General features: G+C 59.2%; 26 protein-coding genes. 23 read left to right on the forward strand and 3 right to left on the reverse strand.

Going from position 1 to position 24,773, the window contains the following annotated elements; translation table 11 throughout:
• Position 1: 1 nt before the first annotated feature.
• Both glmS and glmU read right to left on the reverse strand, forming a co-directional pair.
• On the reverse strand, positions 2-1,822 hold the full coding sequence (gene glmS, locus GOV87_RS00430) for a glutamine--fructose-6-phosphate transaminase (isomerizing) (protein ID WP_171210453.1): 1,821 nt from the start codon (positions 1,820-1,822) through the stop codon (positions 2-4).
• Between the two features lie 3 nt (positions 1,823-1,825).
• The gene (gene glmU / locus GOV87_RS00435) at positions 1,826-3,178 is read right to left on the reverse strand and encodes a bifunctional UDP-N-acetylglucosamine diphosphorylase/glucosamine-1-phosphate N-acetyltransferase GlmU (protein ID WP_171210454.1); all 1,353 of its coding nucleotides are present in this window, start codon (positions 3,176-3,178) and stop codon (positions 1,826-1,828) included.
• Between the two features lie 134 nt (positions 3,179-3,312).
• Here glmU and GOV87_RS00440 point away from each other — a divergent pair, with 134 nt between their 5' ends.
• The 3 genes from GOV87_RS00440 to GOV87_RS00450 all read left to right on the forward strand — a co-directional run bounded on the left by GOV87_RS00440 (position 3,313) and on the right by GOV87_RS00450 (position 6,533).
• The gene (locus GOV87_RS00440) at positions 3,313-3,984 is read left to right on the forward strand and encodes an HAD-IA family hydrolase (RefSeq protein WP_171210455.1); all 672 of its coding nucleotides are present in this window, start codon (positions 3,313-3,315) and stop codon (positions 3,982-3,984) included.
• Positions 3,985-4,023: 39 nt separating this feature from the next.
• The gene (locus tag GOV87_RS00445; protein ID WP_171210456.1) at positions 4,024-5,214 is read left to right on the forward strand and encodes a DegT/DnrJ/EryC1/StrS aminotransferase family protein; all 1,191 of its coding nucleotides are present in this window, start codon (positions 4,024-4,026) and stop codon (positions 5,212-5,214) included.
• A 155-nt stretch (positions 5,215-5,369) separates the two neighbouring features.
• Entirely contained in the window at positions 5,370-6,533 is a 1,164-nt protein-coding gene (locus GOV87_RS00450) for an isovaleryl-CoA dehydrogenase (RefSeq protein ID WP_171210457.1), read from the forward strand.
• A gap of 50 nt (positions 6,534-6,583) precedes the next feature.
• On the opposite strand, the gene GOV87_RS00455 is transcribed toward GOV87_RS00450, so the two are convergent.
• Positions 6,584-7,192, reverse strand: a complete 609-nt coding sequence (locus tag GOV87_RS00455) for an OmpW family protein (RefSeq protein ID WP_171210458.1) — start codon at positions 7,190-7,192, stop codon at positions 6,584-6,586.
• Between the two features lie 136 nt (positions 7,193-7,328).
• Between GOV87_RS00455 and GOV87_RS00460 the strand changes: the two genes are divergently transcribed.
• From GOV87_RS00460 to nuoH, 20 genes are all read left to right on the forward strand, one after another.
• Positions 7,329-8,858: an AMP-binding protein gene (locus GOV87_RS00460; protein ID WP_171210459.1), complete on the forward strand. Its 1,530-nt coding sequence runs from the start codon at positions 7,329-7,331 to the stop codon at positions 8,856-8,858.
• Positions 8,859-10,466, forward strand: coding sequence for a carboxyl transferase domain-containing protein (locus tag GOV87_RS00465; RefSeq protein ID WP_171210460.1), 1,608 nt, complete (start codon positions 8,859-8,861; stop codon positions 10,464-10,466).
• Positions 10,467-10,471: 5 nt separating this feature from the next.
• On the forward strand, positions 10,472-10,891 hold the full coding sequence (locus tag GOV87_RS00470; RefSeq protein WP_171120768.1) for an ASCH domain-containing protein: 420 nt from the start codon (positions 10,472-10,474) through the stop codon (positions 10,889-10,891).
• Between the two features lie 5 nt (positions 10,892-10,896).
• Positions 10,897-12,825, forward strand: a complete 1,929-nt coding sequence (locus GOV87_RS00475; protein WP_171210461.1) for an acetyl/propionyl/methylcrotonyl-CoA carboxylase subunit alpha — start codon at positions 10,897-10,899, stop codon at positions 12,823-12,825.
• 66 nt (positions 12,826-12,891) lie between these two features.
• On the forward strand, positions 12,892-13,746 hold the full coding sequence (locus GOV87_RS00480; RefSeq protein ID WP_171122609.1) for a hydroxymethylglutaryl-CoA lyase: 855 nt from the start codon (positions 12,892-12,894) through the stop codon (positions 13,744-13,746).
• An 8-nt stretch (positions 13,747-13,754) separates the two neighbouring features.
• A complete protein-coding gene (locus GOV87_RS00485) occupies positions 13,755-14,543 on the forward strand; it encodes a crotonase/enoyl-CoA hydratase family protein (protein WP_171120774.1) in 789 nt (262 codons plus the stop codon).
• Between the two features lie 187 nt (positions 14,544-14,730).
• Positions 14,731-15,096, forward strand: coding sequence for an NADH-quinone oxidoreductase subunit A (locus tag GOV87_RS00490; RefSeq protein WP_050602775.1), 366 nt, complete (start codon positions 14,731-14,733; stop codon positions 15,094-15,096).
• Entirely contained in the window at positions 15,087-15,620 is a 534-nt protein-coding gene (locus tag GOV87_RS00495; RefSeq protein ID WP_037307875.1) for an NADH-quinone oxidoreductase subunit B family protein, read from the forward strand. Before GOV87_RS00490 ends, GOV87_RS00495 begins: the two co-directional genes overlap by 10 nt.
• A gap of 12 nt (positions 15,621-15,632) precedes the next feature.
• Entirely contained in the window at positions 15,633-16,232 is a 600-nt protein-coding gene (locus GOV87_RS00500) for an NADH-quinone oxidoreductase subunit C (RefSeq protein ID WP_171120776.1), read from the forward strand.
• A gap of 5 nt (positions 16,233-16,237) precedes the next feature.
• Positions 16,238-16,414, forward strand: a complete 177-nt coding sequence (locus GOV87_RS00505; RefSeq protein ID WP_171120778.1) for a hypothetical protein — start codon at positions 16,238-16,240, stop codon at positions 16,412-16,414.
• 1 nt (position 16,415) lies between these two features.
• On the forward strand, positions 16,416-16,538 hold the full coding sequence (locus GOV87_RS20520) for a hypothetical protein (protein WP_256369258.1): 123 nt from the start codon (positions 16,416-16,418) through the stop codon (positions 16,536-16,538).
• Positions 16,538-17,761 carry an NADH-quinone oxidoreductase subunit D gene (locus tag GOV87_RS00510; protein WP_171120779.1) on the forward strand — a complete coding sequence of 408 codons (1,224 nt, stop codon included), beginning with the start codon at positions 16,538-16,540 and terminating at the stop codon, positions 17,759-17,761. The genes GOV87_RS20520 and GOV87_RS00510 overlap by 1 nt, the downstream gene beginning before the upstream one ends.
• Positions 17,761-18,810, forward strand: a complete 1,050-nt coding sequence (gene nuoE, locus GOV87_RS00515; RefSeq protein WP_171210462.1) for an NADH-quinone oxidoreductase subunit NuoE — start codon at positions 17,761-17,763, stop codon at positions 18,808-18,810. The genes GOV87_RS00510 and nuoE overlap by 1 nt, the downstream gene beginning before the upstream one ends.
• A 31-nt stretch (positions 18,811-18,841) precedes the next feature.
• Positions 18,842-19,060 carry a DUF5337 domain-containing protein gene (locus GOV87_RS00520; protein WP_170784212.1) on the forward strand — a complete coding sequence of 73 codons (219 nt, stop codon included), beginning with the start codon at positions 18,842-18,844 and terminating at the stop codon, positions 19,058-19,060.
• Between the two features lie 12 nt (positions 19,061-19,072).
• Complete coding sequence (gene nuoF, locus GOV87_RS00525; RefSeq protein WP_171210718.1) at positions 19,073-20,371, forward strand: NADH-quinone oxidoreductase subunit NuoF; 1,299 nt, start codon at positions 19,073-19,075, stop codon at positions 20,369-20,371.
• Between the two features lie 5 nt (positions 20,372-20,376).
• A complete protein-coding gene (locus GOV87_RS00530) occupies positions 20,377-20,793 on the forward strand; it encodes an MAPEG family protein (RefSeq protein WP_171120786.1) in 417 nt (138 codons plus the stop codon).
• A complete protein-coding gene (locus GOV87_RS00535) occupies positions 20,748-21,188 on the forward strand; it encodes a hypothetical protein (RefSeq protein WP_371808558.1) in 441 nt (146 codons plus the stop codon). The genes GOV87_RS00530 and GOV87_RS00535 overlap by 46 nt, the downstream gene beginning before the upstream one ends.
• Positions 21,189-21,214: 26 nt before the next feature.
• On the forward strand, positions 21,215-21,664 hold the full coding sequence (locus GOV87_RS00540; RefSeq protein ID WP_171210719.1) for a DUF5333 domain-containing protein: 450 nt from the start codon (positions 21,215-21,217) through the stop codon (positions 21,662-21,664).
• A gap of 3 nt (positions 21,665-21,667) precedes the next feature.
• On the forward strand, positions 21,668-23,689 hold the full coding sequence (gene nuoG, locus GOV87_RS00545; RefSeq protein ID WP_171210463.1) for an NADH-quinone oxidoreductase subunit NuoG: 2,022 nt from the start codon (positions 21,668-21,670) through the stop codon (positions 23,687-23,689).
• Between the two features lie 45 nt (positions 23,690-23,734).
• The gene (gene nuoH, locus GOV87_RS00550) at positions 23,735-24,772 is read left to right on the forward strand and encodes an NADH-quinone oxidoreductase subunit NuoH (protein WP_171120790.1); all 1,038 of its coding nucleotides are present in this window, start codon (positions 23,735-23,737) and stop codon (positions 24,770-24,772) included.
• The last annotated feature ends 1 nt before the right edge of the window (position 24,773 follow it).

The following is a 24,773-nucleotide window of genomic DNA, read 5'->3' on the forward strand; positions in this document are numbered from 1 at the left end:
GCTACTCCACAGTAACAGATTTCGCCAGATTGCGTGGCTGGTCCACGTCTGTGCCCTTGGCGACAGCCGTGTGATACGCCAGCAACTGCGCAGGAACCGAATAGAGGATCGGGGCGAGGCTTTCGTGAACAAGTGGCATGCGGATCGTGCTCCAGACGCCGTCCTCAGCCTCGGCGATCCCGTCGCCATCTGATATCAGAATGACCTTGCCTTTGCGTGCCATCACTTCTTGCATGTTCGATATGGTTTTGTCGAAAACCGCGTCACGCGGTGCCATCACAACCACCGGCATATGTTTGTCGATCAGGGCGATTGGGCCGTGTTTCAGCTCGCCAGACGCGTAACCTTCGGCGTGTATATAGCTGATTTCCTTTAGCTTTAGTGCGCCTTCCATGGCCAGCGGATACATCAGGCCGCGCCCCAAAAACAAAACGTCCCGTGCCTCGGACAGTCGTTGGGCAGACGCGCGGATCGCGTCGTTCTGCTCTAACGCGACGTTGAGCACCGCAGGCAAGCCGCGCAATGCGGCGGCGTGGTCGGCCAGTTCTTCTGCCGTCAACGTCCCGCGATCCGAGGCGGCTTTTAGTGCAAGCATCAGCAACACGCTCAATTGGCATGTAAAGGCCTTGGTCGAGGCCACTCCGATCTCGACCCCGGCATGAATGGGCAGTGCCACGTCGCTTTCGCGCGCGATTGAGCTTTCGGGGACATTGACCACCGAAACGATCTTGTCCGCCTTGCCTTCACAGTACCTTAGGGCCGCCAACGTATCGGCCGTTTCACCGGACTGACTAACGAACAGCGCCGCGGTCCGGTCACTGATCGGAGGTTCCCGGTACCGGAATTCACTGGCGATATCGACCTCAACCGGCATTTCGGCCAGTTTCTCGAACCAGTACTTGGCGGTCAAACAGGCATAAAAGGCGGTGCCGCACGCAACCATCGTCAAACGGTCGAGCTTGGTAAAGTCCAGTTCTGCGGGCAGGGCAACCTCATCACCGCCGGTGGGCAAATATGAACGGATTGCTTCGGCCACGACCACTGGCTGTTCTGCAATTTCCTTGGCCATATAGTGCTTGTGCCCGCCTTTGTCAGTACGCGCAGTGTCCAGCTTGATCTGGCGAACGTCACGGTTGACGAGATCGCCCGCTTCGTTACGAATTTCCAACGTGGTACGGGTCAGCACCGCCCGGTCGCCTTCTTCAAGATAGGTGATGCGGTCCGTCAGCGGTGCCAGCGCAATGGCGTCCGAACCGACGAACATCTCATCATCCCCATGCCCGATCGCCAGCGGCGATCCCTTGCGCGCGGCGATGATCAGGTCCTCTTGCCCTTCAAACAGAAATGCCAGAGCAAATGCGCCTTCCAACCGGTCGATTGTTTTAAAGGCCGCCTCAACCGGGGAAAGCCCCGTTGACAGGTAGTGCTCGGCCATCAGCGCGACAGTTTCGGTGTCGGTTTCGGTCATGAAGCCTACGCCATGTTCGGCCAGCTCTGTACGCAGATCGCGATAGTTTTCGACGATGCCATTATGCACCACGGCCACTGGACCCGCCTGATGCGGATGCGCGTTCGTCACAGAAGGTGCGCCATGGGTGGCCCAGCGTGTATGGCCGATGCCGGATTTGCCGGGCAGGGGATCATGCACCAGCAGATCGCTGAGGTTCACCAGCTTTCCCACGGCCCGGCGACGCCCCAGGTCACCGCCGTTCACCGTTGCAATCCCGGCGCTGTCATAGCCGCGATATTCCAGACGTTTCAACGCCTCAACCAGAATGGGGGCGACTTCGTGCTGCCCCAGAACGCCTACAATTCCACACATAGGTCAGGCTCCTTTATCGCGGCGAGCCTTCTTCGCCTTGAGCATCTCAAACAATTTGCGCGCATAGCCGGGTTTGTTGTCCTGCTTGGCGCGCGCCACAGCCAGAGCGTCGGGCTCGACGTCGCGCGTGACCACGGTGCCGGTCGCTGTCATGGCTCCGTCGCCCACGGTCACGGGTGCAACAAGCATGGTGTTCGATCCGATGAAGACATTTTCACCTATCGTGGTCTTGTGCTTCATCACCCCGTCATAATTACAGGTGATCGTACCCGCCCCGATATTCGAATCCGCGCCAACGGAGGCATCCCCGATATAGCTAAGGTGATTGACCTTCGCGCCTTCGGCGATCTCGGCATTCTTGATTTCGACGAAATTCCCGATGCGTGTGTTCTCGGCCAGTTCCGCGCCGGGGCGCAGGCGGGCATAGGGGCCGATGACAGAGCCTCGGCTAACGTGACAGCCCTCAAGATGCGAAAACGCCCGGATCGTCGCACCGCTTTCGACCGTGACGCCGGGGCCGAATACCACATTCGGTTCGATAACCGTGTCGCGTCCGATGATCGTGTCAGCGGCAAGATAAACGGTCTCAGGGGCCATCAAAGTCACGCCAAGGCCCAGCAGTTCTGACCGCGCGCGGGTTTGGAATACAGCGTCGGCAGCGGCAAGATCAGCGCGCGAGTTGACCCCCAGCGTCTCGGCCTCGTCGCAGGCAATTGCGGTGACTTTCAGGTCACGGCTGCGGGCGATTTCCACGACGTCGGTCAGGTAGTATTCCTCGGCCGCATTGCCGTTACCCACCGCGTCGATCAGGGAGAACAACACCTCTGTGTCGCACGCCAAAAGACCTGAATTACAGAAGGTTATCGCGCGTTCCTCATCTGAAGCATCCTTGAATTCGACAATCCGCTCAAGATGATCTTCGTTCATGACCAAGCGACCATAGCGCGCGGGATCGGCGGCTTCGAACCCGAGGATAACCAGATCGTTTTGCGCGCGCGCCTCGATCATCCGTTCCAGTGTCTCGGGTTGAAGGAACGGAGTGTCGCCATACAAAACCACCACGTCGCCCTTAAACCCCTCCAGCGCAGCGCGTGCCTGAGCGACGGCATGAGCGGTGCCCAACTGTTCGGTCTGCTCCGCGATCCGGGCTGTTTCGTCTTCGGCGGTCGCCACTTTCGCCACAGCCTCGGACCCGTGCCCGGTGACGATCACGGTGCGCTCGGGCGATAGAACCGATCCGGCGCGCATGGTGTGAACCAGCATCGGTGTCTGGGCAATTGGATGAAGGACCTTGGGGATGTCCGAATTCATCCTGGTGCCTTTACCTGCGGCAAGGATGACAAGGGCGGTGCTCATGAAATCGTTTTCTCTTTGTGTTTTGTTGCGGTCCGTTTTATCCGCTGAGGGCAAAGGCGCAAGCGGTTCAGCCATCAAACAAGATTGCCGTTTGCAACAGGATACGGCGAAAAACCGCCGAAGCAGGAGGCGCGATGCGAACGGTTATCTTCGATCTGGACGGGACATTGGCCGATACCTCGGGTGATTTGCTTGAAGCCGCGAACCACTGTTTCCGCCATATGGGGCACGGGGATGTTCTGGTTCACGGGCAGGATGCTGCGGTCGCGCTGCGGGGTGGCCGGATGATGCTGACGCACGGATTGAAGCGTGTCGGGGCTTATGATGAACAGGCGATTCAGGTATATTATCCAATGCTGCTGGACGCATATGCGCAGGCCATTGATACCCATACGCATTTCTACCCAGGTGCAATTGATGCGGTTGAGGCATTGAAGGTCGCGGGGTACGGCGTGGGGATTTGCACGAACAAGCCTGAAGCTCTTGCCGATCAGTTGCTGACCCAGATGGGCGTGCGGGAGCAGTTCGCATCATTGGTGGGGGCCGACACCCTGCCGGTTCGTAAGCCCGATCCCGAACCTCTGCGCGAGGCCGCGCGGCGGGCAGGGGGGCATCCCGATCTTTGTGTGCTGATCGGAGATTCCGATACTGACCGCAATACAGCGCGCGCCGCTGGGGTTCCTTCGGTGTTGGTGACGTTTGGTCCGTCGGGCGCGGATATGGCCGCGCTTGAGCCCGAAGCGTTGCTGCATCACTTCGATGATCTGCCCGAGGTTGTGACCAGCCTTATCGGAGCGGTGGCGTAAGCCCTTGACGCTGCGCACTCGCGGCCTCAGAACGGGCGTATGACCGAGACATTCACTGGCAGTTTCACGCAACAGGAACCCATCCCCGACGAAGCGATCGAGGCCGCATTGGCGGTTCTGCGTCACGGGCGGTTGCATCGCTATAACGTGACGCCCGGAGAGCTGGGCGAAACTGCTTTGCTGGAGCAGGAATTTGCCGCGCAGATGGGGGCGAAATACTGTCTGGCCGTGTCGTCGGGCGGCTATGCGCTGGCGACCGCATTGCGTGCAGTGGGTGTGCAGCCCGGTGATCCGGTTCTGACCAATGCCTTCACGCTGGCCCCTGTGCCGGGGTCGATTGCCTCGGTCGGGGCAAAGCCCGTGTTTGTGGGCGTGACTGAGGGGCTGGTGATTGATCTGGACGATCTTGAGGTCAAGCTGGATCAGGCGCGGGTGCTGATGCTGAGCCACATGCGCGGGCATCTGTGTGACATGGATCGGCTGATGCAGTTGTGCGACGCCGCGGGTGTGACCGTGATCGAGGATTGCGCGCATACGATGGGTGCCGCGTGGCGCGGGCAACTGTCGGGGCGGCAGGGGGCCATCGGGTGTTATTCTTGCCAGACCTACAAGCACGTGAACTCGGGCGAGGGCGGCTTGCTGATCACAGATGATGAGGAGTTGGCGGCCAAGGCCACGATGCTGTCGGGATCCTATATGCTGTACGAACGCCATCTGGCCGCGCCGGGACCTGAGGTTTTTGAGCGGATCAAGTACACCACGCCCAATGTTTCGGGTCGGATGGATAATCTGCGGGCGGCGATCCTGCGGCCTCAGCTGCGGGATCTGGATAGACAGGTCGCGCGTTGGAATGAGCGTTATGCCGAGATTGAAAAGGGGCTGCGCGGAACTCCCGGCTTGACGATTGTCGAGCGGCCCGAGGGTGAGACCTATGTGGGCTCGTCCATTCAGTTCCTGCTGTTGGACTGGTCATCCGAGCGTATTGCCGAAGTGATCCGCCGCTGTGCTACGCGCGGGGTCGAGTTGAAGTGGTTCGGCGGGGCCGAGCCTACCGGGTTTACCTCGCGCTATGATAGCTGGCGCTACGCCGACAGCGCGCCTTTGCCCGCCAGTGACCGGGTGCTGGCCGGGATCATGGACATGCGCGTGCCGCTGACATTCTCTATGGATGATTGCCGACTGATCGCGCGGATCATCCGGGCCGAGGTCGGGGCGGTCTACCAATCGTAATCCAAAGGAGTGCGCTGAAAGCGCACGCTTGATGCTTTGACATCACCACCCCTGACGGGTCGGTGGTGTGTTTCTGCGTGGCCGTCGTTGACCCGGAAAAGATTCGCTGATACTTATTGAACAACTGTTCATTAATGCGAGGGAGGAGATCGCATATGTTCGCGGCTACCATGCAGTTTGATCTGGGCGAGGATGTGAATGCCCTGCGTGAAATGGTTCACCGCTGGGCGCAGGAGCGGGTCAAGCCGATGGCCGCCGAGATTGATGCCTCGAACGCGTTTCCCAATGAGCTTTGGAAGGAAATGGGCGATTTGGGGATGTTGGGCATAACGGTGCCCGAAGAATTTGGCGGGGTGGGCATGTCGTATCTGGCCCATACCGTCGCCGTCGAAGAGGTTGCCCGGGCTTCGGCTTCGGTATCACTGTCTTATGGCGCCCACTCGAACCTGTGCGTCAATCAGATCAAGTTGAATGGAACGGATGAACAAAAGGCGAAATACCTGCCGCGCCTGATTTCGGGTGAACATGTGGGAGCACTGGCGATGTCCGAGGCGTCGGCAGGGTCCGACGTGGTGTCGATGAAGTTGCGGGCCGAGAAGCGCAATGATCACTACCGTCTGAACGGCAGCAAATACTGGATCACCAACGGACCGGACGCGGATACTCTGGTCGTTTACGCCAAGACTGACCCAGAGGCCGGGTCGCGTGGGATAACCGCCTTTCTGATCGAGAAAGAGATGACCGGCTTTTCCACCTCACCCCATTTCGACAAGTTGGGGATGCGCGGGTCGAATACGGCCGAGCTGGTCTTTGAAGACGTCGAAGTGCCGTTTGAAAATGTGCTTGGCGAAGAAGGGAAGGGTGTCGCGGTTCTAATGTCTGGCCTGGACTATGAGCGTGTGGTGCTTGCCGGAATCGGTATCGGCATCATGGCCGCCTGTCTGGATGAGATCATGCCCTATCTGGCCGAGCGTAAGCAATTCGGGAAACCCATCGGTAGCTTCCAGCTTATGCAGGGAAAGATCGCGGATATGTATACGGCGATGAATTCAGCCCGCGCCTATGTGTACGAAGTGGCCAAGGCGTGTGATCGAGGGGATGTTACGCGTCAGGATGCGGCGGCGTGCTGCCTTTACGCGTCCGAGGCGGCGATGACGCAGGCGCATCAGGCGGTGCAGGCAATGGGCGGGGCCGGGTTTCTGTCGGATTCTCCTGTCAGCCGGATTTTCCGCGATGCCAAGCTGATGGAGATTGGCGCGGGCACCAGTGAAATCCGCCGGATGCTGATCGGCCGGGAACTGATGAGCGGGATGGAGTGATGGAAAAGCGCCCCGCAGACGAGGGAACTGCGGGGCGTTTCTTCGAAGGATCAGAAGCGATGGACGTAGGAAACGCCGACCAGCCACGGATCAATCTCGGCAGTACCGAGGTCGTTTCCGTCGAGGCTGACATCAGAGTCGATGTCGAACCAGCGCACGTTCAGACGCACGGCGCCTTTTTCGGTGACCATGTAATCCAGACCAGCCTGCAGAGAGACACCAACCGAGTCATCCAGTTCCAGATCGCCCAGAGCCGAGCTTTCGTCAAAGAAGACGGTATAGTTGATACCAGCGCCAACGTAAGGCTTCCACGCGCTGTTGGTCGGGAAGTGATAGTTCAGCGACAGTGTAGGCGGCAAGTGCTTGACGGTCCCGCCGTCGATGCTGCCAGCCAGGGTAATGTCATGGCTGAAGGGCGTTGCAGCCAGCAATTCGATGCCAAGGTTGTCACGAACGAAGTATTCTACCGTGAAGATCGGGCGCGTGTCCGAGTCAACCTCGACGCTGGCGCCATTGCTCAGCGTGCCGTTGTCGGATTTCGGGTCGAGATAGCCCACACCAAGTCCGACGGTCCAATCACCCTGAGATTGGGCGAAAGCCGGGACAGCCAGTGCGACAAGCGCGGTGGAGAGGGTCAGAGCGGCGAGTTTGTTGGTCATTTTACTGCCTTTAGGTTTGTTGATGCTGGCGTTTTGCACGAACGGTCCGCTGCCAACTCTGATCTGTATCAAGTTCGTGTGATTGGCCAACGCGCCCATCGCCAAAGAAATGTCATGAAAACAAAGGGTTTCGGCGATGTGTCCCGCTAGGCGCATACCCGGATTGCAGCCCGGTGGTGGCTGGGTGATTCCCGACCGATGGAACATGGCGCGGCAATGTCTGTCGCAACCGGGTGATCGCGTGGCTATTCGCGACCTGACCGGGGGTACGCAGGACGACGTCACCTTTGACCGCTTGCAGCGAATGGCGGACGGTATCGCACGCCATCTTCTGATATCTGTGCAACGAGGCGACCGGGTGGGTGTACTTCTCAGCCAATCGCCATGGTGCGCCGCAGCGCATTTGGCGATCTGGAAAATCGGCGCGATCTCGGTTCCGCTATTTAAGCTATTCAAACATGATGCGCTGGCCTCAAGGGTTCGGGATGCAGGTGCGCAGATAGTTTTGACGGATGCAGAAGGCGAGGAACTGTTGGGCGCTTTGGCACACTCGGTGCGGGTTGACCGGATTGTACCTTCGGATGACCCGGTTTCCTTTGCTGATACGGGCCCCGAGGATCCCGCCGTGCTGATCTATACCTCGGGCACAACCGGAAGCCCCAAGGGGGCGCTGCACGGGCACCGGGTTCTGACGGGGCATCTGCCGGGCGTATCCATAAGCCACAATCACCTACGCGACGGCGATTGCCTTTGGACCCCTGCCGACTGGGCATGGATTGGCGGGTTGTTCGATGTGCTGATGCCCGGTCTGGCGCTGGGCATCCCGGTGGTCGCCGCGCGGCTTGAGAAGTTTACCCCAGAAGTCTGCGCTGACGTGATCGCGCGCGGCGGAGTGCGCAACGTGTTCTTTCCCCCCACCGCGTTGCGGATGCTGAAAGCGGCAAGTCAGGCCGTCCCCGGCCTACGCTCGGTCGCGTCGGGCGGCGAGCCGCTGGGGGCCGAGATGCTGGCCTGGGGGCAGCAGGCATTCGGCCTGACGATCAACGAATTCTACGGCCAGACCGAATGTAACATGGTCGTGTCGTCCTGCGCCGAAGATTTCCCGGTGCGGCCCGGCTGTATCGGCAAACCGGTCCCCGGGCATGAGGTGGCGGTGATCGACGAGGTTGGCAACTCGACGGATGAAGAGGGCGACGTGGCCATCCGGCGCGGCTCGGCCTCGATGTTGCTGGAGTACTGGAACCGGCCCGAGGAGACTGCGCAGAAATTCCGGGGTGACTGGCTGATCACCGGTGATCGCGGCGTATGGGAGGGCGACTATCTGCGGTTCGTGGGGCGAGATGACGACGTGATCACCTCTGCCGGATACCGCATCGGCCCCGCCGAAATCGAGGATTGCCTGCTGACTCACCCTGCGGTGGCGACCGTGGGCGTGGTCGGCAAACCCGACCCGCTGCGGACCGAGATTGTCAAGGCGTATGTGGTGTTGAAACCGGGGGCTGAGACGACGGGCACGGAGTTGCAGGAGTGGGTAAAGGCCCGTCTGGCGCAATATTCCTACCCGCGCGAGGTGGCGTTTCTGGAGGAATTGCCGATGACGGTGACGGGGAAGGTGATCCGGAAGGAATTGAAGCGTCGTGCGAAGTTGGAATTGGAGACAACGTAAATGAAACTCACATCCAAAGCCATGCCCGCCTCTGAGGGTTTCAAGGCAAACCGCAGCGCTCATCTGGACGCGCTGGCACAGATCTCCGAAGCCGCCGAAGCGGCCCGCATGGGCGGCGGTGAAAAATCCCGCGCGCGGCATATGTCTCGGGGCAAGATGCTGCCTCGGCGCAGGGTGGCGAATTTGCTGGACGCAGGGTCTCCGTTTCTGGAGATCGGCGCGACGGCGGCGCATGGGATGTATGGTGACGCCGCGCCTTGTGCCGGGGTGATCGCGGGGATTGGCCGGGTGCAGGGGCGCGAGGTCATGGTGGTGTGCAACGATGCCACTGTGAAGGGCGGTACATACTATCCGATGTCGGTCAAAAAACACCTGAGGGCGCAGGAGATTGCCGAGGAAAACCATCTGCCCTGCATCTATTTGGTCGATAGCGGAGGTGCGAACCTGCCCAATCAGGATGAGGTCTTTCCCGACCGAGACCATTTTGGCCGTATTTTCTATAATCAGGCGCGGATGAGCGCCAAGGGCATTGCTCAGATCGCGGTTGTGATGGGGTCATGCACGGCGGGTGGGGCCTATGTGCCCGCGATGTCGGATGTGACGATTATCGTCAAGGAACAGGGGACGATCTTTCTGGCCGGACCGCCTCTGGTCAAGGCCGCCACGGGCGAGGTGGTCAGCGCCGAAGACTTGGGCGGCGGCGATGTGCATACGCGCCTGTCCGGTGTGGCGGATTATCTGGCCGAAGATGACGCGCACGCATTGGCTTTGGCGCGGCGGGCAGTGGGGTCGTTAGGCGGTGCCGGACTGAAGCCTGGCCTACGGTTCGAGGCACCGGAAGACCCGGCTTATGATCCTGAGGAAATTCTGGGTGTCGTCCCCGCCGACCTGCGTACACCTTATGATATCCGAGAAGTGATTGCGCGTCTGGTCGACGGGTCGCGCTTCGATGAGTTCAAGCCTCGGTTCGGGGAAACGCTGGTGACGGGCTTTGCTCATGTCAAAGGCTGCCCGGTTGGGATCATCGCCAATAATGGCGTGCTGTTTTCCGAAGCCGCACAGAAGGGGGCGCATTTTGTCGAACTGTGTTCGCAGCGCAAAACGCCGCTTGTGTTCTTGCAGAACATCACCGGGTTCATGGTCGGTCGGAAATATGAAAACGAGGGGATTGCACGCCACGGGGCCAAGATGGTGACGGCTGTGGCGACGACCTCGGTGCCCAAGATCACGATGCTGGTGGGCGGCTCGTTCGGCGCGGGAAACTACGGCATGGCGGGTCGCGCCTATCAGCCTCGGTTCCTGTGGACCTGGCCGAACTCGCGCATCTCGGTGATGGGGGGTGAGCAGGCGGCAGGTGTTCTGGCCACCGTGAAACGCGACGGGATCGAGCGGCAGGGCGGCACGTGGTCGGCCGAGGAAGAAGCCGAATTCAAGCGCCCGACGCTGGATATGTTCGAGGAGCAGTCGCACCCGCTTTATGCTTCGGCGCGGCTTTGGGATGACGGCATCATCGACCCGCGCAAATCGCGCGATGTGCTGGCCCTGTCGCTAAGCGCCGCCTTGAACGCCCCGATCGAAGAGACACGTTTTGGCGTGTTCAGGATGTGATCATCATGACCTTAAAGGACGTTTTGACTCGTTATCCCGGCGCGCAAACCTTCAAGTTCGGTGACAGCGCGTCGATGAGCGCTGAACTGTTGGGGTTGGTTCGTGCAGGGCGGAAAACAGCAACCTGTGGCGCGTTGCGTGACTATCCCGAAGGCAGCGCAGAGACCCCAGTGGTCGGGCGGCGCGATATTGCTCTGGAGTGGGATGGTCGTCCAGCTTTGGTGATCGAGACGCTTGAGGTTACGGTCAGCCGGTTCTGTGACATGACCGAAGCGTTTGCCTTGGCCGAGGGCGAGAACGAAACGCTTGAAGGATGGCGGGAGGATCACAGTCGATACTTTGAGCGCAACGGTGGATTTGACCCAGAGATGGAATTGCTCTGCGAACGGTTTCGGCTGATCGAAGATTTGGCGTCGGAGGAGTAAGAAATATGTTCAGCAAAATCCTGATTGCCAACCGGGGTGAGATTGCTTGCCGCGTGATGGAAACCGCTCAGAAGTTGGGTGTGACCTGCGTTGCGATATATTCCGATGTGGATGCCTCGGCCAAGCATGTGCAGATGGCAGATGAGGCCGTGCATATCGGCGGTGCGGCACCGGCTGAGAGCTATTTGAAGGGCGACGTGATCATTCAGGCAGCGCTGGACACCGGCGCGCAGGCGATCCATCCCGGATATGGGTTTTTGTCCGAGAATCCGGATTTCGTGGATTCGGTCGAAGCCGCTGGGTTGACGTTTATCGGGCCTTCTGCGGATGCGATCCGCAAGATGGGTCTCAAGGATGCGGCCAAGGTTTTGATGGAGCAGGCGGGCGTGCCGGTTGTGCCCGGCTATCACGGTGACAATCAGGACCCCGACCATTTGGCCGGTGCGGCGGAAACCATCGGCTATCCGGTGCTGATCAAGGCTGTTGCCGGAGGTGGCGGCAAGGGGATGCGGCTGGTTGAGCAGCCCGAGGAATTTGCGTCGGCCTTGGACAGCGCACGTGGCGAGGCGCGTACAGCCTTTGGTAACGATGCCGTGCTGGTCGAGAAGTTCGTCGCCAAACCGCGCCATATCGAAGTGCAGGTTTTCGGAGATGGCACACACGCCGTGCATCTGTTCGAACGCGATTGCTCCCTGCAACGGCGACATCAAAAAGTGATCGAGGAAGCGCCTGCGCCCGGTATGACGCCCGAAATGCGCGAGGCGATGGGGCAGGCGGGTGTCAGGGCGGCCGAGGCGATTGGCTATAAGGGTGCAGGCACGGTTGAATTTATCGTCGATGCCTCGGAAGGGCTGCGACCGGATCGGTTCTGGTTTATGGAAATGAACACACGCTTGCAGGTCGAACACCCTGTGACCGAGGCCATTACGGGCGTAGATCTGGTCGAATGGCAATTGCGGGTTGCCTCGGGCGAGACGCTGCCAAAGAAACAAAATGAACTGTCGATCACCGGCCACGCGTTTGAGGCGCGTCTTTACGCCGAAGATGTGCCCAAAGGGTTTTTGCCTGCGACGGGCAAGCTGACCCATTTGCAGTTCCCGACGGCTTGCCGGGCAGATAGCGGCGTTCGGGCGGGCGATACGATCAGCCCTTGGTACGATCCGATGATCGCCAAGGTCATCGTGCACGGGCCAACACGCCAGATTGCGTTGGAGCAACTGCATCGGGCGTTGTCGCGTACCGAAGTTGCCGGGACAGTTACAAACCTCGGGTTTCTGGGGGCTTTGACACGGCATACCGGTTTTGCGGTGGGGGATGTGGATACAGGACTGATCGGGCGGGACTTGGACGCGCTCATCAGGCCCGTCCCAGTTACGGCGTCTACCTGTGTTTCGGCGGCGATGACGGCGTTGGGGCTGGTGGATACGAACGAAGAATGTGGGTTCTCTCTTTGGGCACCCCTGCATCGGGCGGCCCAACTGAAGGCCGAAGACGTGATTGATCTGGATGTTCAGGTTGAAGGGCCGGACCGACAGCTTTGGCGGGTGGGGGACGACTCGGTTCTGGCCGAACGAAAGGCCGGGAAATGGATCGTGGGTGGCAAGCCCATGCCGCGCGTAGCTGTGGCAGGGTCGAGGGTCACTGTTTTCGAAAACTATGGGCAATCGTTCGATATCGTCGATCCTCTGGACCGCGACGCTAGTGCCGTTGGCGACACCAACGTGATCGAGGCACCGATGCCGGGATTGGTAAAAGCCATGTTCGCGACAGTGGGGCAAACGGTGCAGGAAGGCGATCGACTGGCCGTTCTGGAAGCCATGAAGATGGAGCATTCCTTGTTGGCAGCACGCGATGGCGTCGTTGCCGAAGTGCTCGCCGAAGCCGGGGGGCAGGTCGAAGCCGGTGCCGCTCTGGTCCGGTTGGAGGAGGAATGACCTGTCCTGCGCGGGGTCAACGTGGCAAGGTCGGGTTCATAGCGGCAATAAGGGAGGGGCGCAGCCATGGGTGATCGGGTTGAAATCTTCGAAGTGGGGCCGCGCGACGGTCTGCAGAATGAAAAGCGGGAAATCCCGGTGGCCGAAAAGGTCGCGTTGGTCGATTGTCTGAGCCGGGCCGGCTTCAACCGGATCGAGGTGGCCAGCTTCGTCTCGCCCAAGTGGGTGCCACAGATGGCGGGCAGTGCCGAAGTGCTGGCTGGGATTTCCCGTGCCGATGGTGTGCGCTATGCCGCGCTGACACCGAACATGCGCGGGTATGACGACGCGCTTGCGGCCAAGGCGGATGAGATTGCTGTTTTCGCCTCAGCCTCCGAGGGGTTTTCTAAGGCCAACATCAACGCCTCGATTGCGGAATCCATCGAGCGGTTTACCCCAATTCTAGAGGCTGCTCGGCATATTGACCTTCCCGTGCGGGGGTATGTCTCTTGCGTGACGGACTGTCCCTATGATGGCCCGACAGACCCTGAAAAAGTTGCTGAAGTCGCGGATACGCTGTTTGCGCTGGGCTGTTACGAAGTGTCTCTGGGGGATACGGTCGGGCAGGGCACGCCTGATACTGTCGCGCATATGCTTTTGGCGGTGCAAAAGCGGGTGCCCGTCACCAGACTGGCGGGTCATTTTCACGACACCAACGGACGGGCGATCGACAATATAGACGCGGCCCTCGCTTTGGGGGTGCGCACGTTCGATTCCGCGGTTGGCGGTTTGGGGGGGTGTCCATACGCCCCTGGCGCGGCCGGGAATGTGGCGACCGAAACGGTTGTGTCGCACTTACATCGGCTGGGATATGAAACCGGCATCGCCCCCGAGATCGTGGACCAGGCCGCGCAGATGGCGCGCGCCATGCGAGGGGAATAAGTAAGGCCATGTTCGACACCATTTCAATCGCAGTGGACCCGCGCGGCGTCGCGACGCTGACGCTGAACCGTCCGGAAAAACACAATGCGATGTCAGCGCAGATGATATCGGAACTGACACAGGCCGCAGGACAGTTGGGACAGGACGACGCGGTGCGGGTGGTTGTCCTGACAGGCGCGGGCAAAAGCTTCTGCGCCGGAGGCGATCTAAGCTGGATGCAGGATCAAATGGCCGCCGACCCCGAAACGCGCTTTGTTGAAGCGCGTAAGCTGGCCGAAATGTTGCAGGCTTTGAACACGATGCCGAAACCGTTGATCGGCGCCGTTCAGGGCAACGCTTTTGGAGGGGGCGTTGGAATGGCCGCAGTTTGTGACGTGGCAATTGGTGTTCAGTCAGTGAAAATGGGCCTGACAGAAACGAGATTGGGCCTGATCCCGGCGACCATTGGTCCCTATGTTGTTGCACGCATGGGCGAGGCGCGGGCGCGGCGCGTTTTCATGTCGGCACGTCTTTTTGAAGCGTCCGAGGCTGTGGAACTGGGATTGCTTGCCCGCGCGGTCAATGCCGATGATCTGGCCGGGGCGGTCGAGGCCGAGGTCGAGCCATACCTGTCCTGCGCGCCGGGGGCCGTGGCCTCGGCCAAAGCTTTGGTGCGAATGCTGGGACCGACGATTGACAATACTGTGATCGACGGGACGATCCGGGCGCTGGTGGATCGTTGGGAAACTGAAGAAGCGCAAGAAGGAATCGGCGCGTTTTTTGCCAAAAGAAAACCTGTTTGGAACAGCAAGGTCTGAATTCCAACAGTCACTTATCGCGCAAACATAACCAACATACTCAATATCCCACGAGGGAAACGGAATATTAGGTGCCTGCGCGCTTCTGTTCGGTTGACCCTCTGATCACGCAGGGATAGAGAATGTCCAGTCAACACGCCAATTGACGGTGCGTCGCTGCGAGCGCTGCACAGGAAAGGAGCTTTACGTGGAAGACCTGTTGCGGGAGTACCTCCCGATTCTGGTGTTTCTGGCCGTTGCCGTTGGCCTTGGAATCGTTCTGATTCTGGCTGCTGTGGTTCTGGCCGTCCGCAATCCAGACCCTGAAAAGGTCAGCGCATATGAATGTGGCTTCAACGCCTTTGATGATGCGCGGATGAAGTTCGACGTTCGGTTCTATCTGGTTTCGATTCTCTTCATCATCTTCGATCTGGAAATTGCTTTCCTATTCCCCTGGGCCGTCGGTTTCAAAGACATCAGCGATGTTGGGTTCTGGTCCATGATGGTGTTTCTGGGCGTTCTGACCATTGGCTTTGCCTATGAATGGAAGAAAGGGGCCCTGGAATGGGAGTGATGACGGGTGCAAATACCGCAGGCGTCGACAAGGAAGTTGCAACCCAGGCCCTGAATGCTGAATTGCAGGACAAAGGATTTCTGCTGACCTCGACCGAGGACATCATCAACTGGGCTCGCACCGGGTCTTTGCACTGGATGACCTTTGGTCTGGCCTGCTGCGCGGTTGAGATGATGCACACCTCGATGCCGCGCTATGATGCGGAACGGTTTGGCATCGCGCCGCGCGCCTCTCCGCGTCAGTCCGACGTGATGATTGTTGCCGGAACCCTGACCAACAAGATGGCCCCGGCGTTGCGCAAGGTTTATGACCAGATGCCCGAGCCACGCTATGTGATCTCGATGGGGTCTTGCGCGAATGGGGGTGGGTACTATCACTATTCCTACTCTGTTGTGCGGGGCTGTGATCGTATCGTTCCGGTGGATATCTACGTCCCCGGCTGCCCTCCGACCGCCGAGGCTCTGCTTTATGGTCTGATGCAGTTGCAACGGAAGATCCGCCGCACCGGAACCATCGTGCGCTGAGGGAGAGGGAAGATGAGCGAAGCACTCAAAGAACTCGGCGCGCAGTTGGAGCTTAAACGGGCTGATTGCGTTCTGTCCTGGGATGTGACCCATGACGAATTGAACGTCGATGTCGCGCCGTCGAGCCTTGTGGAGTTCGTAGAATTCCTGCGGTCTGATCAGAATTGCAAGTTCTCGACCCTTGTAGACATTACGGGCGTCGATTACCCCGAACGCGCCAAGCGGTTCGACGTGGTCTATCACTTCTTGTCGATGTATCAGAACCAGCGCATTCGCTTGCGGGTTTCCATTCGTGAGGAAGACATGGTGCCCTCGATCGCAGATGTTCACCCCTCGGCCAACTGGTTCGAGCGAGAGGTGTTCGACATGTTCGGCATTCTGTTCTCGGGACACCCGGACTTGCGGCGCATTCTGACGGATTATGGTTTCCGCGGCTATCCGCTGCGCAAGGATTTTCCCACCACCGGCTATACCGAAGTGCGGTACGACGAGGCGCAGAAGCGTGTCGTTTATGAACCGGTCAGCCTGGTGCAGGAGTACCGGCAGTTTGACTTCATGAGCCCCTGGGAAGGTGCGAATTATATTCTGCCAGGGGATGAGAAGCAGGAGTAGCCGCCATGTTTGAGTTCCTGATCTGGATTGTTCTGGTGGTGGCGACGGTTGTGCCAATGATAAAGCTGCTACCGCATTTCGGGATCAACAAGAACTGGGCGTTTGCGTGCATCATTTCTCCGGTCGTGATTGTCCTGCTGTGGATGATGGCGCTGAAGCTGCAAGAGATGGAGCGACGCTGATATGACAGGCGAACTGATTATTCTAGGCGTGCTGGGTGTGCTGCTTGCAGGGGCCGCAGCGAAGGCGGCCGAGGCCGAAAAGGTCCGGGTTCGGGCCGAAGCGAAGAAGAAACGAGGGCGTTGATGGACGGCTCAAGATACGATGACGGCAGCACGGACGCGCTGAGCGGAGAACAGAAGATCCGCAATTTCAACATTAACTTCGGCCCGCAACACCCTGCGGCGCATGGGGTTCTTCGTCTTGTGCTCGAGCTGGACGGCGAGATTGTTGAGCGTTGCGACCCGCATATCGGTCTGCTGCACCGTGGTACCGAAAAGCTGATGGAAAGCCGGACGTATCTGCAGAATCTGCCGTATTTTGATCGTCTGGATTATGTCGCGCCAATGAATCAGGAACATGCCTGGTGTCTGGCGATTGAGAAACTGACCGGGGTCGAGGTACCGCGCCGGGGTTCGCTGATCCGGGTTCTGTATTCTGAGATCGGACGCATCCTGAACCACCTGCTGAACGTGACGACGCAGGCGATGGATGTTGGCGCCCTGACTCCACCGCTGTGGGGGTTCGAGGAACGCGAAAAGCTGATGGTGTTCTATGAGCGTGCCTGTGGTGCGCGCCTCCACGCCGCCTATTTCCGCCCCGGTGGTGTGCATCAGGACCTGCCGCCAGAACTGCTGGACGATATCGAGGCGTGGAGCCACGAATTCCCCGCCGTTCTGGACGATATTGACGGTCTGCTGACCGAAAACCGCATCTTCAAACAGCGTAACGCCGATATTGGCATCGTGACCGAAGATGACATCCAGAAATACGGCTTCTCCGGCGTAATGGTGCGCGGATCGGGTCTGGCTTGGGATTTGCGCCGCGCGCAGCCCTATGAATGCTATGACGAGTTTGAGTTCCAAATCCCCGTCGGCAAGAATGGTGATTGCTATGACCGCTATCTGGTTCGGATGGAAGAGATGCGCCAGTCGCTGCACATCATCCGTCAGGCCATCGCCAAGATCCGCGAGTGCCCGGGCGACGTTCTGGCCCGCGGCAAAATCACCCCGCCGAAACGCTCGGACATGAAGACCTCGATGGAAAGCCTGATCCATCACTTCAAGCTGTACACCGAAGGCTTCCATGTCCCCGCGGGCGAGGTCTATGCCGCCGTCGAAGCCCCTAAGGGCGAGTTCGGTGTCTATCTCGTCGCCGATGGCACCAACAAACCCTATCGCGCCAAACTGCGCGCGCCGGGTTTCCTGCACCTGCAAGCCATGGATCACGTCGCCAAGGGTCACCAACTGGCCGACGTCGCCGCGATTATCGGAACCATGGACGTCGTATTTGGAGAGATTGACCGCTAATGCTCCGCCGTCTTCATCCCGAACAACCCGAAAGCTTTGCCTTCACCGCTGCTAACCAGCAGTGGGCCGAAGCGCAGATCACCAAGTACCCCGAGGGTCGTCAGGCCAGTGCGGTTATTCCGCTGTTGTGGCGCGCGCAAGAGCAAGAGGGTTGGCTGTCCCGTCCGGCGATCGAATCCGTCGCCGACATGTTGGGTATGGCCTATATCCGCGTGCTTGAGGTCGCCTCATTCTATTTCATGTTTCAGTTGCAACCCGTTGGAACAGTTGCGCATATCCAAGTGTGCGGCACGACCTCATGTTTAATCTGCGGGGCCGAAGATCTGATCGCGGTGTGCAAGGAAAAGATTGCTGCCAAGCCGCATGAATTGTCCGCTGATGGTAAGTTGAGTTGGGAAGAGGTTGAATGCCTCGGATCCTGCGCGAACGCGCCGATGGTGCAGATCGGCAAGGACTATTATGAAGATCTGACGGCCGAAAGCTTTGGCAAGATCATTGACGATTTGGCCGCGGGCAAGGTGCCGGTGCCAGGTCCACAGAACGGTCGTTATGCCGCGGAACCGCTGAAAGGTTTGAGCAGCCTGACCGAGTATGCAACGGACAAGCCCGAGCATAATGCGAGTGTCGAATTGGCTGTTGATCTGGGCGACACGGTCAAACGCATCGACGGGACCGAGGTTCCGATCCTGACCCCGTGGTTGGGTAAGGATGGTAAGGCGGCGGCGACCAAGGCAGCTCCTAAACCTCCGAAAGAGCGTGAGGTTGGCAAACCGGCGGCGAAGCAGGCCCAGGAAGCTACGGAAGACAAGCCCGAAACGCTGACGAAGGCGCGCGACGGTAAGGCGGATGATCTGAAAGTGCTGAAGGGCGTTGGGCCGAAGCTGGAAGAAAAGCTGAACGATCTGGGGATCTATCACTACGACCAGATCTCAAGCTGGACGGCCGGGAATATTGCCTGGGTGGATACGCAGCTGAAGTTCAAGGGCCGGATCGAACGCGACGGCTGGGTCGAGCAGGCAACCAGCCTTGCCGCGGGGAACGAGGATTAAGATAGGTGCCCACCCGGGGCATCGGGATGAGATGGACAAGGACAAGGAACAGGCCATAGCCCGAAAGGGCCGCCATATCGGCATCGTCATCGCCGCGACGATGGTGCTGTGGCTTGTCATGTCTTTTGTTGGTCCGCAGTTGGGACTGCCGGGCCGCTATGCGTTGCTTTTTGATTTTGCCGCTCTGGCAGGATTCATCTATGCGGGCGTCAACATTTTTCAACTCTGGCGCATGCGTCAGGACAGCTGAAGGTAATACATGATGCTGAAGGATCAGGACCGGATCTTTACCAACATCTACGGGATGCACGAGCGCACATTGCGTGGCGCACAGGCGCGCGGGCATTGGGACGGCACCGCTGGCCTGATCGAAAAGGGCCGCGACTGGATCATCCAGACGATGAAGGATTCCGGCCTGCGCGGTCGTGGCGGTGCGGGCTTTCCCACTGGTCTGAAATGGTCGTTCATGCCCAAGGAAAGCGACGGTCGCCCGGCCTATCTTGTTGTGAACGCGGACGAATCCGAGCCGGGCACCTGCAAGGACCGCGAGATCATGCGCCATGATCCGCATACATTGATCGAAGGTTGCCTGATCGCGTCCTTCGCGATGAATGCGCATACCTGCTATATCTACCTGCGCGGCGAATATATCCGCGAGCGTGAGGAGCTACAGGCTGCGATTGACGAAGCCTATGACGCTGGCTTGTTGGGCAAGAACGCCGCCGGTTCGGGCTGGGATTTTGATCTGTTCCTGCATCACGGCGCGGGTGCGTATATCTGCGGCGAAGAAACCGCCCTGATCGAAAGCCTTGAGGGCAAGAAGGGCATGCCGCGGATGAAACCCCCGTTCCCTGCGGGTGCGGGGCTGTATGGTTGCCCGACAACGGTGAATAACGTGGAATCCATTGCCGTTGTGCCCACCATTCTGCGCCGGGGCGCGGATTGGTTCGCAGGCTTTGGTCGTCAGAACAATGCGGGCACCAAGCTGTTTGCGATCTCGGGCCATGTGAATAACCCATGTGTGGTCGAAGAGGCGATGTCGATTTCGTTCGAGGAACTGATCGAGACCCATTGTGGCGGTATTCGCGGCGGTTGGGACAATCTGCTGGCGGTGATCCCCGGTGGCTCGTCCGTTCCTTGCGTGCGCGGTGAAAACATGCGCGATGCGATCATGGATTTCGACTATCTGCGCAACGATTTGGGCTCGGGCCTGGGAACGGCGGCGGTGATTGTGATGGATAAATCCACCGATATCATCAAGGCAATCTGGCGGCTGTCGAAATTCTACAAGCACGAAAGTTGCGGCCAGTGTACGCCATGCCGTGAAGGCACCGGTTGGATGATGCGCGTGATGGATCGACTGGTGCGCGGTGAGGCCGAACTGGAAGAGATCGACATGCTGTTTGACGTGACCAAACAGGTCGAAGGGCACACGATCTGCGCGCTTGGCGATGCTGCGGCTTGGCCCATCCAGGGCCTGATCCGCAATTTCCGGGACGAAATCGAAGACCGTATCAAGGCCCAGAAGTCTGGTCGCCTTGGTGCAATGGCTGCGGAGTAGAACCTATGGAAGTATTTGCAGAATATGGCCATGCGATCGTTTCGCTGATGATCTTCACCCTGGTTGTGTTGTTACTTGCCCCATTCACGGCTTTGGCAAAGCAAGGAAAAGGCTTGGCTCCGGGTTCCACGCCCGAGCAGGACTATGCCGACAAAACCTATCGACTGAACCGAGCGTATCTGAACGGAACTGAGACCCTTCCGGCATATGCGGCTGTGACAATTGCGGCCATACTGATGGCGGTAAGCCCGTTCTGGGTAAATCTGCTGGCCTCGGTCGCGCTTTTGGCGCGATTGGTGATGCTGGTCATTCACATTCAGGGAATTGGCAAACCTAACACAGGCTTGCGGAGCGTTCTTTATGTTCTGGGATGGGCGTGCATGTTCATCATGGGGATTATGGCAATGGTGGCCGCGTTCTGATGTTAAGCGCTGTTCATCATGTCACCGGAAAAACGCGCCGGATGAAAACCTGTGGTCGGGCATTGGTGGTCTGTGCCGCGGCTGCGCTTGTCGCGTCTTGTGGTTTGGTGACCCCATCCTCGGACCGCGTGGTTTTTGACGGTCAATACTTCCGCGCTAAAGCGAAAGTCGTGGACAAAAAAACAGCGCCAACAGATTTCACGGTCGTGGTGAACGGTGTTTCAGCTTCATTGGACGGAGCGCGCGAGGCGGGACGGTACGAAGGTACCAAGTTTTGTATCGCAAAATACGGGTCTTCGCGAATTGACTGGAAGGTCGGACCGGATACCGAACCGCAAAACCTGCGGATCACCGACGACAAACTGACTTTCGCAGGAAAATGCCTTCGTCCATGACACGCAGTTTCGCATATCACGCAGCTATGCGCGCTGAATGCCGGGGGCCGGCAAATCTGCGAGGGTCCGTATTGGGCGCGGTGACGTTGATTGCCGCGATATGTGTGTTTGCGTCGCCGGTGCCGGCTGACGCCAAGCCGCCTTTGCGAGATGTCAAAGAGATCGACAACGAGTTGTACTATATCGCGGTAGCGAACGAGATTTCAGAGGTTTGCCCTTCGATCAGTGGGCGTCGTTTGAAGGCGATTGGCGTGATGTGGGATTTGCGGTCGAAAGCAAACAAGCTGGGGTACTCGGACAAGGAAATCCGGGCCTATGTGGAATCCGATTCTGAGAAAGACAGGATGCGCTCAAAAGGCGAAGCATACCTGGCGCAGAACGGTGTCTCGTATGACAACCCCAAAACTTTCTGCGCATTGGGGCAGAAGGAAATCGAAAGAAACAGCGCCATCGGCGTGTATTTGAGGGCGAACTAGACCATGTCTGACCTCCGCAAGATCAATATCGACGGGCAGGAAATCGAAGTCGATGGAGCGATGACCCTGATCCAGGCTTGTGAGCAGGCCGGGGTCGAGGTGCCGCGTTTCTGCTATCACGAACGTTTGTCGATCGCCGGGAACTGCCGGATGTGTCTGGTCGAAGTCGTGGGCGGGCCGCCGAAACCCGCCGCCTCCTGCGCGATGCAGGTGCGTGATCTACGTCCGGGTCCGGAAGGCCAGCCGCCCGTGGTCAAAACAAACTCGCCCATGGTCAAGAAGGCCCGCGAAGGGGTGATGGAGTTTCTGCTGATCAATCACCCGCTGGACTGCCCAATCTGCGATCAAGGGGGCGAATGTGACCTTCAGGATCAGGCGATGGCCTATGGAGTGTCGGGGTCGCGCTTTAAAGAAGCCAAGCGCGCTGTGGATGATCTGGATCTGGGGCCGCTGGTCGGCACCGCGATGACCCGGTGCATCAGTTGCACCCGTTGTGTGCGCTTCACGACCGAGGTCGCCGGGATCACTCAGATGGGGCAGACCGGGCGTGGCGAAGATGCCGAGATCACCTCGTACCTGAATGAAACGCTGCAATCGAACTTACAGGGCAACATCATCGATCTGTGCCCGGTTGGGGCGCTGACATCCAAGCCCTATGCCTTTACCGCCCGTCCGTGGGAGCTGACCAAGACCGAGAGCGTTGATGTTATGGACGCGCTGGGATCCAACATTCGCGTGGATACCAAGGGGCGTGAAGTGATGCGCTTCTTGCCGCGCAACCACGACGGTGTGAACGAGGAATGGATCAGCGACAAGACGCGCTTTGTTTGGGACGGCCTGCGCCGCCAGCGGCTGGACAAGCCTTATGTGCGCGAGAATGGCAAGCTCCGCCCGGCCTCGTGGCCCGAGGCGTTGGCCAAAGCGGCGCAAGCGCTGAAAGGGGCCGAAAAACCGGCTGGGATCGTTGGTGATCTGGCCCCAGTTGAGGCTGCGTTTGCGCTGAAACAGATGATCGAGGGGCAGGGCGGTGTTGTCGAATGCCGCACCGACGGGGCCAAGCTGCCAGCGGGCAACCGTGGGGCCTATGCCGGGACTGCCGCCATCGAAGATATCGACACGGCCGAGCGTATCCTGCTGATCGGCACCAACCCGCGGGACGAAGCTCCGGTTCTGAACGCACGTATTCGCAAGGCATGGGCGCAGGGGGCTGATATTGCTTTGGTTGGGCCTGCTGCAGATTTGACCTATCCCTATCACCACTTGGGCGATGACCGGGCGGCGCTGCAAAAGGTCGTCGATATGGGCGGTGATGATGAGATCAAGGGCAAGCCGTCGCTGGTTATCGTCGGGCAAGGTGCCCTGCAGGAGGCTGACGGGGCCGCCGTTCTGGCCGCCGCGCAAGCCATTGCCGCCAATACCGAAAGCGGGCTGATCATCCTGCATACCGCCGCCGCGCGTGTGGGCGCCTTGGATGTAGACGCGACGAACGATGCAGGGATGGACGCCGTAAATGCGGCGGACGTTATCTATAACCTTGGTGCGGATGAAGTCGAGATCGGCGAAGGCGCTTTTGTCATCTATCAGGGCAGCCATGGTGACCGGGGCGCGCACCGCGCCGATGTGATCCTGCCAGGCGCGGCCTATACCGAGGAAAACGGGTTGTTCGTGAACACCGAAGGCCGTCCGCAACTGGCGATGCGGGCCGGGTTCGCACCCGGAGAGGCGAAAGAGAACTGGGCCGTTCTACGCGCGCTTTCAGCCGAATTGGGTGCTGCGCTGCCATTTGACTCGCTGGCGCAATTGCGCACGGCCCTGATCGAAGCGGTGCCACATCTGGCGCGCATTGACGAAGTGATTGAAAATGAAATTCAACCACTTGAGGCCGGGCCACTGGGCAAGGCCAGCTTCCGCCCCGCGGTCAAGGATTTCTACCTGACCAACCCGATTGCACGGGCCTCGCAGTTGATGGCCGAGCTGTCGGCGCAGGCGCAAGCCCTCAAGACTGACAGGATGGCCGCAGAATGATCCGACCCGCTGACACTTCCCTGACGACCCACGGTGTGAGGACCAATGGCTGATTTCTTTAACACCCCCGGCGGCATCGCCCTCATCATTCTGGCGCAGGTGCTGGCCGTCGTCGCCTTTGTGATGATTTCGCTGTTGTTCCTTGTTTATGGCGACCGCAAGATCTGGGCCGCCGTCCAGATGCGTAGGGGCCCCAACGTCGTTGGCGTCTACGGCCTGCTGCAATCCGTGGCGGACGCACTGAAATACGTGGTGAAAGAGGTCGTTATCCCGGCGGGTGCGGACCGCACGGTCTTTATGCTGGCGCCGCTGACATCCTTTGTTCTGGCGATGATTGCTTGGGCGGTGATCCCGTTCAACGATGGCTGGGTGCTGTCAGATCTGAACGTCGCGATCCTCTATGTCTTTGCCGTATCCTCGTTGGAGGTTTATGGCGTGATTATGGGCGGTTGGGCGTCGAACTCAAAGTATCCGTTCCTTGGGTCGCTGCGGTCTGCGGCGCAGATGATCTCGTATGAGGTTTCGCTGGGCTTGATCATCATCGGTGTGATCATCTCGACCGGGTCGATGAATTTTGGACACATCGTAGAGGCACAGGACGGTCGGTTTGGCTTCTTTAGCTGGTACTGGCTGCCGCATTTCCCGATGGTCTTCCTGTTTTTCATCTCGGCGCTGGCTGAAACCAACCGACCGCCGTTTGACCTGCCCGAGGCGGAATCGGAACTGGTGGCAGGCTATCAGGTCGAATACTCGGCCACGCCCTTCCTGCTGTTCATGGCTGGGGAATACATCGCCATCTTCCTGATGTGCGCGCTGATCTCGCTGCTGTTCTTCGGTGGTTGGCTGTCACCCATTCCGGGTCTGCCCGATGGAGTGCTGTGGATGGTCGCCAAAATGGCGTTCTTCTTCTTCCTGTTTGCAATGGTCAAGGCAATCACACCCCGCTACCGCTATGACCAGTTGATGCGGTTGGGTTGGAAAGTGTTTCTGCCCTTCTCGCTGGTCTGGGTGGTGTTCGTGGCCTTCGCTGCAAAGTTCGACTGGTTCTGGGGTGCGTTCGCCCGTTGGAGCGTAGGAGGCTGAT

Source organism: Ruegeria sp. HKCCA5426 (assembly GCF_013034585.1).
Taxonomy (GTDB): domain Bacteria; phylum Pseudomonadota; class Alphaproteobacteria; order Rhodobacterales; family Rhodobacteraceae; genus Ruegeria.